14 protein-coding genes are annotated in these 15,331 nt (G+C 57.9%); 6 read left to right on the forward strand and 8 right to left on the reverse strand.

Going from position 1 to position 15,331, the window contains the following annotated elements; all coding sequences use genetic code 11:
• Window positions 1-80 precede the first annotated feature (80 nt).
• Complete coding sequence (locus GT003_RS11555) at window positions 81-1,241, forward strand: HD domain-containing phosphohydrolase (RefSeq protein WP_161697684.1); 1,161 nt, start codon at window positions 81-83, stop codon at window positions 1,239-1,241.
• Window positions 1,242-1,393: 152 nt separating this feature from the next.
• Here the strand turns inward: GT003_RS11555 and GT003_RS11560 are convergent, their stop codons facing one another.
• From GT003_RS11560 to GT003_RS11570, 3 genes are read right to left on the reverse strand one after another with little or no spacing between them, the layout of a single operon-like run.
• Complete coding sequence (locus GT003_RS11560) at window positions 1,394-2,128, reverse strand: glycerophosphodiester phosphodiesterase (protein ID WP_161697686.1); 735 nt, start codon at window positions 2,126-2,128, stop codon at window positions 1,394-1,396.
• A 5-nt stretch (window positions 2,129-2,133) separates the two neighbouring features.
• Entirely contained in the window at window positions 2,134-3,600 is a 1,467-nt protein-coding gene (locus GT003_RS11565; protein WP_161697688.1) for a CapA family protein, read from the reverse strand.
• 23 nt (window positions 3,601-3,623) lie between these two features.
• Window positions 3,624-4,649, reverse strand: a complete 1,026-nt coding sequence (locus tag GT003_RS11570) for an MBL fold metallo-hydrolase (RefSeq protein WP_338045915.1) — start codon at window positions 4,647-4,649, stop codon at window positions 3,624-3,626.
• A 252-nt stretch (window positions 4,650-4,901) separates the two neighbouring features.
• Here GT003_RS11570 and GT003_RS11575 point away from each other — a divergent pair, with 252 nt between their 5' ends.
• Genes GT003_RS11575 through GT003_RS11585 form a run of 3 tightly spaced genes read left to right on the forward strand, consistent with a single transcriptional unit; the run spans window position 4,902 to window position 8,433 of the window.
• A complete protein-coding gene (locus GT003_RS11575) occupies window positions 4,902-6,230 on the forward strand; it encodes a spore germination protein (RefSeq protein ID WP_161697692.1) in 1,329 nt (442 codons plus the stop codon).
• Complete coding sequence (locus tag GT003_RS11580; protein WP_161697694.1) at window positions 6,227-7,342, forward strand: GerAB/ArcD/ProY family transporter; 1,116 nt, start codon at window positions 6,227-6,229, stop codon at window positions 7,340-7,342. The genes GT003_RS11575 and GT003_RS11580 overlap by 4 nt, the downstream gene beginning before the upstream one ends.
• Complete coding sequence (locus GT003_RS11585) at window positions 7,339-8,433, forward strand: Ger(x)C family spore germination protein (RefSeq protein ID WP_161697696.1); 1,095 nt, start codon at window positions 7,339-7,341, stop codon at window positions 8,431-8,433. Before GT003_RS11580 ends, GT003_RS11585 begins: the two co-directional genes overlap by 4 nt.
• 253 nt (window positions 8,434-8,686) lie before the next feature.
• On the opposite strand, the gene fni is transcribed toward GT003_RS11585, so the two are convergent.
• Window positions 8,687-9,748: a type 2 isopentenyl-diphosphate Delta-isomerase gene (fni, locus tag GT003_RS11590; RefSeq protein ID WP_161697698.1), complete on the reverse strand. Its 1,062-nt coding sequence runs from the start codon at window positions 9,746-9,748 to the stop codon at window positions 8,687-8,689.
• A gap of 197 nt (window positions 9,749-9,945) precedes the next feature.
• On the opposite strand from fni, the gene nagB reads away from it, so the two are divergent.
• Window positions 9,946-10,668, forward strand: coding sequence for a glucosamine-6-phosphate deaminase (nagB, locus tag GT003_RS11595; protein WP_161697700.1), 723 nt, complete (start codon window positions 9,946-9,948; stop codon window positions 10,666-10,668).
• Window positions 10,669-10,671: 3 nt separating this feature from the next.
• Window positions 10,672-11,871, forward strand: a complete 1,200-nt coding sequence (nagA, locus tag GT003_RS11600; RefSeq protein WP_161697702.1) for an N-acetylglucosamine-6-phosphate deacetylase — start codon at window positions 10,672-10,674, stop codon at window positions 11,869-11,871.
• Window positions 11,872-11,963: 92 nt separating this feature from the next.
• On the opposite strand, the gene GT003_RS11605 is transcribed toward nagA, so the two are convergent.
• The 4 genes from GT003_RS11605 to GT003_RS11620 form a co-directional block, all read right to left on the reverse strand.
• Entirely contained in the window at window positions 11,964-12,896 is a 933-nt protein-coding gene (locus GT003_RS11605) for an NHL repeat-containing protein (protein ID WP_161698252.1), read from the reverse strand.
• Window positions 12,897-13,069: 173 nt separating this feature from the next.
• The gene (locus GT003_RS11610; protein WP_161697704.1) at window positions 13,070-13,873 is read right to left on the reverse strand and encodes a DeoR/GlpR family DNA-binding transcription regulator; all 804 of its coding nucleotides are present in this window, start codon (window positions 13,871-13,873) and stop codon (window positions 13,070-13,072) included.
• Window positions 13,874-14,833 (reverse strand): sugar kinase, encoded by a 960-nt coding sequence (locus GT003_RS11615; protein WP_275589158.1) that lies wholly within the window; start codon window positions 14,831-14,833, stop codon window positions 13,874-13,876.
• 36 nt (window positions 14,834-14,869) lie between these two features.
• Window positions 14,870-15,295 carry a hypothetical protein gene (locus GT003_RS11620; protein ID WP_161697706.1) on the reverse strand — a complete coding sequence of 142 codons (426 nt, stop codon included), beginning with the start codon at window positions 15,293-15,295 and terminating at the stop codon, window positions 14,870-14,872.
• Between the last annotated feature and the right edge of the window lie 36 nt (window positions 15,296-15,331).

A 15,331-nucleotide genomic window follows, 5' to 3' on the forward strand; every position in this document is an offset into this window, starting at 1 on the left:
AACTTTAACTGTCGAGTCGTATAAAGCTGCACGGCGGAACGTTCATTGGCCGCCCTCGCACTAAGGAGTGTCACCTTCCCATGTCCGAGCCAAGCCAGACCCGCGATACCGCTCCCGACGCTCAGCTTGAGCGAACGCCGGAGGAGCTGCTTCGCATCATATTCGATTATACCGCGAAAATAAGCGGCGAGCGCAGTTTAAAAAATGTTCTGCTTCTCATGGCGGATATGGGCCGCGAAATGATTCTCGCCGACCGCTGCACGGTCTGGCTGATCGATCGCGCGAACCAAGAGCTGTTCACGACGATCGCCCATGGCGTGAACGAGATTCGCATCCCGCTCGGCTCCGGCTTCGCCGGCCATTCCATGGCGACGGGCGAGAGCCTGCTAATCGACGACGCTTATGCGGATCCCCGCCATAACGCGGAGAGCGACCTGCGGACAGGCTATCGGACGCAAGCCGTTATCACCGTCCCTTTCCTTGGCAACGACGGGACGATGATCGGAGCCTACCAAGCGATCAACAAGCTGACGCCCCAAGCCGTCTTCACGCAGAGGGACCTGGAGCAGCTTAAGCTGGCCGCGGCCTACGCCGGCAAGTCATTGGAGTCCGTCATGCTGCACGAAGAAATCGAGTCCACGCAGCGCGAAATCATTTATACGATGGGACAGATCGGAGAGAGCCGATCCAAGGAGACCGGGAACCACGTCAAACGGGTTGCGGAATATTCGGCCATTCTGGCGCTCGGCCTAGGCCTGTCTGCCGAAGAAGCGGAGCTGCTGCGCGTGGTGTCCCCCATGCACGACATCGGCAAGGTGGCGGTTCCGGATGCCGTGCTGCTCAAGCCGGGCAAGCTCACGCCCGAAGAGTTCGACCAAATGAAGCTGCATACCGAGGTTGGCTACCATTTGCTCAAATCCTCCAGCCGGGAACTGCTTCAGACGGCGGCGATCGTTGCGCACCAGCATCACGAGAAGTGGAACGGTACCGGCTATCCGCAGGGATTGAAGGAAGACGAAATCCATCTCTACGGCCGAATCACCGCGGTTGCCGACGTATTCGACGCGCTCGGCAGCGAACGGATCTACAAAGAAGCCTGGGACCTGGACCGGATATTGGCGCTGTTCCGCGAGGAACGGGGCCGTCATTTCGATCCCCGCGTCGTCGATGCTTTCATGGAGCAGCTTCCCGTGCTTCTCGACATTCGCGAACGTTTTCGGGATGACCTCGCCGCCACATAGTATCGGCTGCTTGTCCTGCTAGTCATAGTCGAGAGAAATAAAAAAACAAGACGCATAACGATGGGATGACCCCCGCTATGCGTCTTCTTTTTATTTCGACAGCAGGCAATGCACTGGTATTGCACCGGTATTGGCATTGGTCCAAACTCCAGCTATGACTCCGACTGCAGCGCATCTTGAAACCGGTTCGGGTAATTCGTGCAGATCATGAGCGAACTGCCGAGCCGCGCCAGCCGCTTGATCATTGCCGCATCGTTGACCGTCCATGCCATCACGTCCACGTTGGCCTTGTGCATGTCGGCGAGCAGCGTTTCCGAAATCCGCGTGTAGCCGATCGACAGGAACGATGCATCCAACTGTTTCAGTTCATTCCCGAGCGTCCAAGGCAGCGCGTCTATAATGAGTCCCGTGCGTACATCGGGCGTCAGCTCTCGTACTTGACGAAGCGCCCCCCGGTCGAAAGAGGTAATGACCGAATCATGCTGCCGTCCTTTGCGATAAAGAAGCTCGACGACCTTGCGTTCCATGCCGGGATACCGGCCCCCGTACGTTTTCAGCTCGATATTGAGCCGACAGCGGCCGATCGTTGCATCGAGCACCTGCTCGAGCGTCGGAATTCCCTCTCCTGCGAACGACTTGTCGAACCAGCCTCCCGCATCCATCCGGCCTAATTCCTCCGCCGTATAGTCGCTGACCTTCCCTGACGTCCTTGCGGTACGTTTCAACATGTCGTCATGAATGACGACGGGAATGCCGTCCTTGGACAGCTGAACGTCAAGCTCGATCCATTGGACGAACGGATAAGCAAGCGCCGCCTGGAAGGCGGCCATCGTGTTCTCCGGCGCCAAGCCGGAGGCGCCGCGGTGGGCGACACAAGGATTGATCATTCTCCTCACTCCTTTGACAGAACATGGCCTTGCGCATCGATTGCAGCATGAATGGAAATGCCCGATATTCGTTTCAACAGCGCGGCCGCTTCTTCCCCTTCGAGCAGCGCGGGCTGCGACTGCACGGCGCGCATCGGATGAAGCTTCAGCGAGCATTTGCCCGCGGCGGTGCAGGCAGCGTCCAGGACGCCGGTATCGGCCGTCCGTTTGTCGGGCATGCCGCTGAAGACGAAATTGCCCAGGCTGTACGCGATCCACTTGCCTTTATACGACTCGAAGCCTTCGAGAAGATGCGGATGACTGCCAATGACCAGATCCGCTCCGGCGTCGATATAGGCATGACCAAGCCGCGTCTGGTCCGCATTCGGCATATCCATCAGCTCCGTACCCCAATGAACCATCACGACGACGATGTCCGCGTCGGCCTTCGCTTTCTTGATGGCGGCAACGGCACGCGTCGGATCATACGTCTCCGCGAGGCCGGGGTGGTTCTTATCCGCTTTCCAAGAACCTACGGGGACGACGCGGGTCAAGCCGAGATAGGCGATCCGGATCCCGTTCGCTTCTTTGATCACCGGTTTGAAGGCTTCGGCATCGTTGATGCCTGCTCCCATGTTCGGCAGCTTCGCTTTGTTCAGATACTCGATCGTATCGAGCAGGCCTTCTTCGCCTTGGTCCAACGTGTGGTTGTTGGCCAGGTTCACCACGTCTACGCCGGAATCGATCAGCGCCGGCAGCGCATCGGGCGAGGCTTTGTACACGTACTGCTTATTCGGCGCCGGCGTGCCGCGAAGCGTGACGGGCGTCTCCAGGTTCGCCGCCGTCACGTCCGACAACTGCAAGTAGGGCAGCACTTTGGCGTACGGATAATCGAAACCGTTCTTCAACATGAGCTTCTCTACCGAAGCCGCCAGCAGGATATCGCCTGTGAAAGACAGGTTGACCTGATCCTCGTCGCCGTCCCCGGTAACTGCTGCCGCATCGCCGGGCGAGTCTTGCGGCGTGCCGGCATTCCCGCCCTGCCCTTCTTCCGTGTCTGCATTCGCATTCGTTTGCGCAGCCCCGTTCCCGGAAGAATCCGGCGCCTGTCCATCGGGGCCCTCACTATCGGCGGCACCATCGCCTGCGCTTCCATCGTCGCCGTCCGCAGAGCCGCTTCCGGCTTGTTCCTGCGGGGTGCCTTCATTCACGTTGCCGGTTCCGGCAGCATTGCCGCCATTACCCGCACTGCTATTGCCGGACTGCGGCAATCCGTTCGTTCCCTCGTCGCCTGCAGCGCCCTGCGTCGGCGTTGGATTGCCGTTCCCGGACACATCCAGCTTGCTTCCGTTGTCCTGCCGCTGCACGACATAAACCACGGCAAGAATGCCGATCAGCACCAATAGAGCAAGATTCACGACCAGCAGCTTCCGCGTGCGCTGGGAACGCTGCCGCTTCTGGCGTTGATGGGCTTCAGAGCGTGATAGGACCATTTTCTGCGGGCTCCTTTGTCGGGCTAGCGGTTCTCGTCTCGCTTCCCCTTTACGATGTACGTGATCTCCTTCTCCTGCGGGCTTCTGCCGATTCGCTCCCGCTGCTCCAAATAAAAGACATGCGCAAGCGTCTCCGACATGGCAAACCGCATATGATGCGCATCGCCGGCAATGCGTTCGCCGAACAGCCGCATGCACAGCGAGTAAGCCGAGCCGGGCGTTTCCAGGAGCATCTGGACGATGTCCTCCAATCTGCGCTCATGATGGGCGGCCAGCTCCTCCGCCCGCTCCGCGAAGCGCTCGAACGGCTCTCTATGGCCGGGAAACGCAAGCTCGACCTCATAGGCCGCCAGCTCGCGGAGGCTGGTCAGGAACCGTTCCAGCTGCCTGTCGTCCTCGCCGGGTACGACGCTGACGTTCGGCGTAATCGTCGGCAGCACCTGATCGCCGCAAATCATCCAGCGCTTCTCCGGCGCGTAGAAGCAGAGCTGCCCCCCGGCATGACCCGGCGCATCGATGGTCCGCCAGTCCAAACCGGCCAGCCGGACGGTCTCTCCCGCTTCGATGAAGCGCACTTCCGGCTGCGGCTCCACTTTCGCGACAAAGCCGTCCAAGTGCGGCCTCAATTCGGCTGCCACTTCAGGCGGCATGCCGTGCAAGGCATAGAGTGCCGTCAGATCCGCGGCAAATGCGCTGCCTTTATCCCGTCCCCATAGCCGCTGCGCGTAAGCATGCGACTCCGCCGATAGATAGACGGGAGCTCCGCTCCGCTGCTGAAACCACCCGGCAAGCCCGTAATGATCCGGATGTTGATGCGTCAATAGAATCGTATGTATGTCCCCGAAATCGACGGCGTGCTCCGCCATTACCGCTTCCCATGCCGCGACGGCTTCCGCCGTATGCAAGCCCGGGTCGATCAGCGCGTATCCCCGCTCGTCGCGAAGCAAATAGCTGTTCACCCATTTCAATGAGAAGGGCAGCGGCACTCTGACCTGCAGAATACCGCCTGGCCGCTCCGTCGCAGCCGGTCTTCCTGCAATTCCGCTCACATTTAGTATCCTCCCGTGTTCCGATCGACGCGATGTCGCTGCGTTCAGGCAAGCTGACGGCACGTGTCGCCCCATCCGCGACGCCTACCGCGCAAAAGCCTAAACCTCCTTAATTGTACCGTACGGCCGCTATTCTGGCAAAATGCTGCTAGACGGATATTTTCCAATTTGGACATCCATACTATACCAATCGACCAACGGCTTCCAACTCAAGCAGCCGGCTGGACATTCTTAGGAGAGGACGGTACCGCCATGCTGAACCGGATCGAAATGCTGTTTGCCGAGGCGCGGGACCTGACTCTGAATCGGCTGCAAAACGGCAACTTGGTGATCGAGGTCGCCTATATCGCCACGCTTTGCGACGAAAGCAAGGTCAGCGATTTCATACTCGTGCCGTTCGCGAAACAGGAGATCCCGTTCGAAGATGCCGTGAAACGCAATCCATCCTTCAAGCGGCTCGACGACCCGGCCAAATGGGCGGAAACGATCCTGCACGGCTTCGTGCTGCTGCAACTGAACGGCGTCGTCTACAAGCTGGACGTCGCGCGCATCATTCGCAACGAGAATCCCCAGACGATGGTGGAAACCGTCATCATGGGCCCGCAAATCGCGCTCAGCGAAGATTTGATCGATTCCGTCAACATTATTAGGAGCCGTTATCCGAGCGAGGAATTATCCGTCGAAGAAAGAACCATCGGCACCATCTCCAAAACCAGATTACTGCTCGTATTCGATAAGCATCGCGTGGACGCCAATGTGCTCAGCAGCATCCGCGAGAAGCTGGAACGGATATCGGATCCGATCTTCACGGCAACCGGGGAGCTGGTCCGTTCGCTCGGCGACCGCTACCGGCTGTTTCCTTCGATGATGGTGACGGAACGTCCGGACCGGGTATGCACCGGAATCGAGGACGGCAAAGTGATTTTGCTGCTTCAAGGCTCGATGTTCGCCATCGTGCTGCCCTCTACGTTCTTCGATTTCATGCATGCGGTGGACGACAGCTACGATTCCTTCTGGATGACGCGCGCCATGATCGTACTGCGTTATTTTGCCGCCTTGCTGACTATTACGCTGCCGGCCCTCTATGTTGCGATCATGTCGTATAACCCCGAGCTGTTTCGGGTGCAGCTGACCTTCTCTATATCCGGGAGCCGATCCGCCGTACCGTATCCGTCGTTCGTGGAAGTATTCATCATGCTGTTTATGATCGAATCGCTGATCGAAGCCAGCGTCCGTCTGCCCAAATACATCGGTTCTACCGCCACGACCGTCGGCGGCTTGATTCTCGGTCAAGCGGCGCAGCAGGCAGGCCTCGTCAGCAGCATCATGATTATCGTTACGTCCGTCGTCGCGATATCCAACTTCGTCATTCCCGTCAACAATATGTCGACGGCGATCCGTTTCCTGAAATATCCGTTGATTATCCCCGCTATCTTCTTCGGCATCTCCGGAGTAGCGCTGGGCATGTTCTGCTATCTCATTTATTTGTCCGATCTGCGCAGCTTCGGCAAGCCGTATTTCCGGTTGTTCGGGCGAACGCAGCTGCAGTCGGGCGACATCGGGCAGGTGAATCAGGAATGAACCGTTATTTTTACTATAATATCGTGCTGGTCAGCCTGCTGAACCTCATGCTCTTCGTTCCCTATCTGCTCATCCAGCACCGGTATGAGGGATCGATCATGTCCATGGCGTGCGCCGCGATCGTCGGCAGCATTCTCGCTCTGCTCTTCACGCATGTCATGAAAACCTATCCCGGCAAAGGACTGCCGGAAATTCTGACGCTGTTCTTCCCGAAGTTCCTGGCGGTCCCGTTCATGCTTGGCTGCGCGTTCATGTGGCTGACGGCGGCCTCGATCGTGCTCTATACCTACTCCGTGCTCATCAATCGTTTCTTTAACCCGGATACGAGCTCGATCATCGTGCTGACCTTCATGGCCTGCGTCTGCTTGTACGGAGCGACACGGTCCATGTTCACGGTCATCGTCGTGATGGAGGTGATCCTGGTTGTCTGCACCCCGTTCATCTTGTTCGTCTTGTTCAAAGCGGTACGCAGTCCGCTGCTGGATTGGGACGCCATCCGCACGGTCGCGCATTACTGGAATCGGCTGCCCAAGGTCAAGCCGTTCGCTTCTTCCTTGTTCGTGTTCACCGGCTATATGAACTTTTTCATGTTTAACCGGTTGAACTCGCCGAACTTCCGCATCCGCTTCCGCTGGTTCATTCCCGTCTTCGGCAGCTTGATCTTGATCACTTCCTTCTTCGTGCCGATCGGCTTTCATGGTACGGATGGCTCTGCCGACTATTTGTATATCTGGAGCGTCACTTCGGATTCGCTCGTCATGAGCTACGGCTTCATCGAGCGGGTTATTTTCGTGTTCTTGCTGCTGTACCTGATGCTCTCGCTGATGTTCGCCACGATCGGCTGGCATTTGGCCATGGAATTAGTGAAGAGCTGCCTGCCGCAGCCGAAGAAGCCCGTCGATCCCGCAAAGACGCCTCGGTCCAATTGGGTCATCGTCTGCGTGTTCGTCGTCATGACCATCACCTATGCCTATACGTTCAACGAGAAGCAAAACCTCGAAATTACGAGCTATTGGATCGTCCTGCGTGCATGCGTGGAAATCGCGTCCGTCCTCTTCTTATTCGCGCTGAGCTTGGCGGGGAGCGGGAAAAGAAAGAGGCTTGAGACATGAAGCGCGTTCGTCTGCCGCTGCTGCTTCTCATGCTGCTGCTGCCGCTGACGAGCAGCTGCGGCTTCAGGGATATCGATAAACGTTTCTTCGTCATCGCCATGGGCATCGACCAGCCGAGCAACGGCGCGAAAGGATTCAACGTCACGCTGCGTCTTGCCGTTCCTTCGCCGAAGATCGAGCCCGGCTCCGGCAAAAACCAAGTCGTCTCCATCCAAGCGACATCGATCGCGGAAGCCGTCCGACTGTTGAAGGCCCATGTCGACAAGGAACTGGATTTTGGACATTGCAAAGTCTTCATGCTCGGCGAAGGTCTCGCCAGAAACAATCACACGGACATGCTGCGCTGGCTCTCCCGCCGAAGGGACGTGCAAAGCGTCGCCTACATGGCCATAGGCCATCCCGACGCGAAGTCCATCCTGAACATCGCTCCCCCGGACGAACGTTATCCCGGGAATACGCTCTTCCTCATGTTCGGAAAGGACGGCACGCAATCCTCCTATCTCGTGCCGGTTTACGTATTCGATTTCATACGCAGAACGGAGGAGCGCGGCATCGATCCCGTGCTGCCGATCATTCGCGCGGAAGGCAAAAGTTACGTGATTACTCGGCTCGCCTTGTTAGATAAAACCAAGCTGGTCGAAACGATAACGCCCGCGCAGACGGAAACCTACAGCCAAATCCGCAACCAGGATTCGAAATCGACCGTCGCCGCCGTAAAAGACGGCGATACGATGGTGATCAACGTGGATCGCATCAGCTCGCACTATAAGATCGTGAAGGCAAACGGCGAGCATGTGCTCCGTCTGCATCTTCGCGTCAGCGGCATCTTCGAGGAAGCACCGCTCGGCATCTATGAAGCGAACTGGGATAAGCTGGAGGAGCTGTTCAACGAACAGATTGCCTCGGAGATCGAGAAGCTCTTCAAAAAAGTGCAGCATGCGGGCGTGGATCCGTTCGGCTTCGGACTGCGCTACCGGGCTACGCATGCCGGCAGCCCGCAAACCTGGAAGGATTGGGAGCGCATCTACCCGAACTTGAAATTCGATATCCATGTTCGGGTGAAGATCGACGGAACGGGGCTGGTTAAATAGGGAGGGGCGTAAGCGAGCGCAGACACTGATGCGGATAGCGGCGGTCCCAGCCACAGGCAGCAGGCCCGGACTATAGGCAAGAGTACCAGATAAAAGGCAGCAGTCCAAGACAATAAACAATAGTGCAGATAAAAGGCAGCGGTCCCGGACAATAAGCAATAGTGCAGATAAAAGGCAGTGGTCCCGGACAAAGGCACGCGGACGCAAACAAGGGCAGAACCCGCAGCTTGCACGGGTCTGCCCTTGTTTGCAATCAGATCAGCTGCAGCCGGTCCGTCGCGCGGAGCTGGCCGATCGTCCCGGCTCCGATGCCGAACATGGCGGCGCGAAGCTCGAATTCGATTCGCTCCATCTGGCGTATCAGCGCGGCCGCGCTGCCGCCTTCCGGATCGGCCGCTCCGCCGAGCAGCACGCGGCCGTATCCGGCGAGATCGGCGCCGAGCGCGATCGCCTTCGCGGCGTCGACTCCGCTCGCGAGGCCGCCGCTGGCAATGATCGCCGCTTCCGGCAGCGCAGCGCGGATGTCGCGCACGCATGCCGCTGTCGGCGTGCCCCAGTCGGCGAACGCGGCCGCCGCTTCCGCGCGCAGCTCGTCGCGGGCGCGGTATTTCTCTACCTGGCTCCAAGACGTTCCGCCCGCGCCGGCGACGTCGATGAAGGACAGGCCCGCCTCAAGCAGGACTTTGGCCGTCTCGGCATCGATGCCCCAGCCGACTTCCTTCACCCCGACAGGCACGTCCATCAGACGGCACACCTCGGCGATACGGCTGAGCAGACCGCGGAAGTCCGTATCGCCTTCCGGCTGGAACACTTCCTGCATGCTATTCAGGTGAAGAACGAGCGCATCGGCTTCCGCAAGCTCCACCGCCCGGCGGCACTGGTCGATGCCGTACCCGTAATTCAGCTGAACGGCGCCTAGATTGGCGATAACCGGTATGCTGGGTGCAAACTTCCGAATCTGAAACGTCGCGGCCAGCGCTTCGTTCTCGATCGCGGCCCGCATGGAGCCAAGCCCCATCGCCCAGCCCCGCGCTTCGGCTGCTTCGGCAAGCCGCTCATTAATGATAGCCGTCTCTTCCGTGCCGCCCGTCATCGAGCTGATCAAGAGCGGTGCCGAGAGCCGTTTATCAAGAAAGATCGTGGAGAGGTCGATCTCTCGAAACGAAAGTTCCGGGAGCGCTTGATGACGGAACCGGTAGCCGTCGAAGCCCGTTCCGCTCCCCGTGTTTTGTACCTGCTCCTGCAAGCAAATGCGAATATGCTCGCCTTTTCGTCTTGCGGTAGCGGCATGCTCCGCATCTAATCTGTCTTTCATGCTGAAATAGTGCCCCTTCCATCCCTGATCGTATCCTTCCATCATGGCATAGTGAAGACGCTGGAGCAAGTCCTAGGAATAGAATGGATTTTTTGATTTTTACAATCTATTTAATGATTTTTTCAATCATTTTCATTGTTGTTATGAACATATTGATTTATAATTAAATCATAATAACGCTTCAGGAGGCGCTTGCGATGCAATTGAAAACTTTTGACTCTCCGGCTGACTTGGACCAATACGCCGCGCAGCTGTTTGCGGCGGCACTGAAGGAAAATCCGGAATCGACCCTTGGCCTGGCTACGGGCTCGACACCGATCGGAATTTATGAAAAAATGATCATGCTGTACGAAAAAGGAGAAATCTCCTTCAAATCCGCGACGACCTTCAATTTGGACGAATATGTCGGACTCTCGCCGGACCATGAGCAAAGCTACGCGCGGTTCATGAGCCGTCATTTGTTCTCCCATATCGACCTGCCTGCCGCCAATGCCCATCTTCCGAAAGGCACCGTGACCGATTTGGAAGCGGAATGCGCGGAATATGATCGGATGCTCGAGGAACGTCCCGTCGATATTCAGCTGCTCGGCCTCGGCCATAACGGCCACATCGGCTTCAACGAGCCTGACGATGAACTCCAAGGCGGCACGCATATCGTGGAGCTCGAGCCGGAGACGCGCGAAGCCAATGCCAGATTCTTCGACTCCATCGACGAAGTGCCGACCCGCGCCATCACGATGGGCGTCGGCTCCATCCTGAAGGCCGAATCGATCCTGCTCGTCGTCAAAGGCGCGGACAAAGCCGAGATCGTCAAACAAGCGCTGCGGGGACCGATAACGACGGAATGCCCTGCATCGCTGCTGCAAACGCATAAGAACGTAACCGTATTGGTTGATCGAGAGGCTGGGAGGTTGTTATAAATCATGAACACGGCAGAGGGAAAATGGCTTATTCGCGGCATAAATGCCGTCATCGGCGATAACGTTGTCCGAGACGCGGCCGTTGCCGTCACGGACGGTATCATTACGAAAATCATGACGGAGGATGCGCTGCCTGACGCGGTAGAAGGAACGATCGTCGACGGAAAAGGCGGCTGGCTGCTTCCGGGATTCATTGATCTTCACGTGCATGGCGGCTTCGGCGCGGACTTCATGGACGCATCCGGCGAAGCTTACGACGCCATTACGTCCTTCCACGCTTCTCGAGGCACGACGCGCATGCTGGCGACGACCGTCACCGCATCGCCCGAGGCGATCGCAGCCGTGCTGGAAGCCGCCGCTTCCTATCGCAGCGGGACAATGCCCTATGCCAGCTTGGAAGGCGTGCACTTGGAAGGCCCGTTCATTAGCGAGTTATGGCCGGGCGCTCAGAATCCGAGCTATATTTCGCAGCCGCGCCTTGACTGGGTGCAAGCCTGGAACACGGACTATCCCGGTCTGATCAAGCAGCTGACGCTCGCGCCGGAGAAAGAAGGCTCAGCCGCGGTCATCTCGTATTTGGCGGCGCACGGCATCGTCGCCGCTGCCGGCCATACGGATGCGCGCTATGAACAGATCGAAGCGGCGGTCGAAGCCGGTCTGACGCAGGCCGTGCATACGTTCAACGCCATGCGGGCGCTGCATCACCGCGAACCGGGCACGGTCGGCGCCGTCCTCAGCGACGATCGAATCTATGCCGAGCTGATTGCCGACGGCCATCACGTGCATCCGGCCGCGATTCGCCTGCTCGTCCAGTCCAAGCCGCGCGACCGGGTCATCCTCATCACCGACGCGATTTCCGCTGCCGGCCTGGGCGATGGCAGCTACGAGCTCGGCGGGCTTGACGTCGACGTCCTTCAAGGCGTTGCCCGTCTTCGCCAAGGCGGCGCCCTAGCGGGAAGCACGCTGACGATGATCGACGCCTTCCGTTTCGTGCTCGCGAATACCCGCCTTAGCGTAGCTGAAGTCAGCCGTATGGCGAGCGGCAACCCAGCAAGGCAGCTCGGCTTGCAGCAGGTCACCGGCTCGATCGAGATCGGCAAGCTCGCCGATCTCGTGCTTACGGACGCCGCCTTCAGCTCCGTCATCCATACCTGGGTGCAGGGAAGGCTCGTGCATGACGCAAACGCAGGCCATGTCTACTAAGAAAAGCCCATGGAATCCGGGATACCGGTCTCCATGGGCTATTTTTGTGATGCGTGCTAATTAATTTACAGATTACGAGAGCGATCCGAAGCTTACTTCTGTCTGATCAGCTTCGTGATGCGGCCGTCGAAGATCCATTCGGCCACGAATACGTTGCCCTGCGAATCCACGCATACGCCATGCGGCGAGCTGAATTTGTCCGGACGGTAGTAGGATTTAGGCAGGTTCGGCCAACCTTCCTGTTTGTACGCCTTCTGGTCCTCGCCCAGGTGCGTAATCAAGCGGTCTTCGCTGTCCAGAACCGTGATGCGGCTGTCCAGGTCCGGAAGATACACCTCGTCGCCGAAGAAATAGAAGCTGCACGGTCTGTCGAGGTTATGATCCACGAACCGTTTATGCTCGCCTTCCAGCGTAAACACTTGAATACGTCCGTTGCCGCGATCGGCTACGTATACTTCCGGCTCGCTGCCGCGAAGATTGATCGAAATGCCGTGCGGCTCGATCACTTTGCCCGGCTCGGAGCCGCGGCCGCCGAACGTGCGGATATACGTGCCTTTCGCATCGTAGTGATGAATGTGATACTGGCCGTAACCGTCGGATACGTAAATGTCGCCATTCGGCGCCACGCATACATCCGTCGGAACATAGCGGCGCTCCGTATCGTAGAGATCAGGACGATCCGGCGTGCCGATCTCGAGCAGGACGTCGCCGTTCAGCGTCGTTTTGACGACCAGCGAACGATTCGTGTCGGCGAAATACAAGTATTCGACGCCATCATTGTCGCGGTGCAAATAGAAGCCGTGCGCGCCGCCTTCGAATTCCGCGCCCCAAGAGGTTTTGAAATTGCCGTCTTTGTCGAATACGACGACGGAATCCTTGCTCGTGTTATGTACGTAAACGTTATCATTTTCGTCGACTACGATGCCATGCGTATATCCGTAAGTAATACCCTCGGGAAGCTTACCCCAGCCGCTGGCTACTTCATAAGAATGCGTTGCGCTGCCAATAACGAGTTTTTCGGACACGGATCATTTCTCCTTTGCGATTATAATCCTCCCTAGTATACCAAATAATGAATAGACGAGAAGTGAATTTTTTCCCATAAATCGCCCTTCTCGCGTTCTCGTCAAAAAAAGCGCCCGCAGTGCCGAAGCACGATGCGAACGCTTGTTGTTTCGTGAAAATGCGGCAGCGACAGCTACATGCTGATCTCCTGCTCGCCGCCGGCGATAACCGTCTGGATGCCGTTCGCGCGCGCAATGGAAGCGAGCTGCTGCGGCAATTCCTGATCGGTCACGAAGCCTTGCAGCTCGGACAGCGAAGCGATCGAGAACAGCGAGGTGCGTCCGATCTTCGTGTGATCGAACATGGCATAGGTCGCCTGGGAACGACGAATCATCGCTTTGGCAATATGGGCTTCCTGCTCCGAATACGTCGTAATCCCCCCTGTCGAGGACACGCCGTCGACGCCGAGGAACATTTTGCCGATATTGAGCTGCCCGATCATGCCTTCGCCGAGCGGACCGCATAGCTCGAAGCTGTTGTGCCGCATCATGCCGCCGGTCACGACAACGTTGATCTCGCTGCCGGCCAGCTCCATGGCCACGTTGACCGTGTTGGTCACGACGGTAATGCCTCTGCGCGTCTTGAGCAGCTTCGCCAGATAATAATTCGTCGTGCCTCCGGACAATCCGACGACGTCGCCTTCCTCGATGAGCCCGGCCGCAGCGGCCGCGATTCGCTCCTTCTCGAGGAAGAACAGCCCTTCCTTCTCCGCGAACGGCAGCTCGCGTACCGCGTTCATGCCGTCGTACATCGCCCCGCCAATCGTCCGAATGACGGGCTCCGCCTTCTCCATCAGTTCAAGATCCCGCCTTGCAGTGGCCTCGGAGACGCCGAAACGCTCCACGACTTCCTGAATGGTGATCCGCCCCTGCCGTTTCAGCACGTTCATAATGCCTTCGCGCCGGCGCTGCCCTTTCGACGATTGCACGTCAGCCATTTAACGCTCCACCCAGCCTTTGTCCGATAATCTGCCGTAAGCCGTCTTCCAGTCAGGCAGTGCCTCCCAGTCTCCGCGCATCTGCACGACGAGCGAGCCGTTAATGCTGCCGAGCCGGACGGCTTCAGCCGGGCTCATGCCCTTCAGCAGCCCCGCCAGGAAGCCGGAGCAGAATCCGTCGCCTGCGCCTACCGTATCGATGACTTGATCGGCGGGATAGAATGGAATTTCGACGGCTTTGCCATTCTCCAGCACGACGGTGGTGTCGCCGACGCCTTTGATGACGCTGATTGCTTTCAGTCCGGACAGCTTCTCCTTGACCGCCTCGAAATCATCGGTCTCATAGAGCATCCGCAGCTCGTCCCAGCCCGGCAGGAAGTAATCCGCCATTTCTGCCAGCGGCAGCACGACGCGCCTTGCCTCTTCGATCGACCAAAGCTTCAAGCGCAGATTAGGGTCGAAGCTGATAAGTACGCCCGCTTCTCTGGCCGCTGCTACAGCAGCCAGAATCGTTTGGCGGCAGCTGTCGCCGAGCGCAGGCGTAATGCCGGTGATATGCAGGATTTTGCAGCCGCGGATGTAATCCAGATCCAAATCGTCCGGCGTCATCCGGCTTGCGGCGGAATGTTTACGGAAGTAATGCACGGCAAGCTTGCCGGCCGCCATTTCACGGAACATCATGCCCGTCGGCGCATCTTCGGAAAGCCGTGCCCGCGTGACGTCGACGCCTTCCCCGCGAAGCCGCTTCAGAATGATCCGGCCGAATGGATCGTCGCCGAGCGAACCGAACCACCCTGCCGAGCAGCCGAGTCTGGCCACGCCGATCGCCACGTTGCTTTCCGCGCCCCCGAAGCTCTGCTCCAGCGTCGATACCTGCTCGATACTACGGTATTCCTGCGGCATGAACAATGCCATCGTTTCCCCGAACGTCAGCAAATCCGGTGACTGCGAATTAGACAACCGTAACCCCTCCACTATGCTTTGTTCTGCGTAGGACTATTTCAGAATCGGATGCTGCATGAAGTAGATCGTTACCAAGTAAATCAGCAGCAAAATCACGCTCAGCGTACGCACTTTCGCGATATGCGACGATGCGCTCTCCCCGCCTTGAATCGAAGCTGCGATCCGCTTGAGCGGTTTCGAGATAATGCCGCCGATTGCAGCAATCGCCAAGAACAACACGGTGACGATAATCATCCACACGACCTTGTAATCGGCTTGCGACATCAAATAACCGCCCGTAAGAAGTTGAAGGACCAGGAAATATTGTGCAATGCGGTTTGCGGACGCCAATCCTTCGGCTAGTCCGGCTTGCCCCCCGCCGTCAAGCTTGGTCGCACGGCCGGCCATAAACGGCAGGGCAATGTAGAACCCCAATCCAGCTGCGCCGATCAAATGCAAAAATAACATAAAACTAGACATCAAGCGTCCTCCTCGAAAAATATATTCATCTGTAAG

The organism is Paenibacillus sacheonensis (assembly GCF_009909195.1).
GTDB lineage: Bacteria > Bacillota > Bacilli > Paenibacillales > Paenibacillaceae > Paenibacillus_Z > Paenibacillus_Z sacheonensis.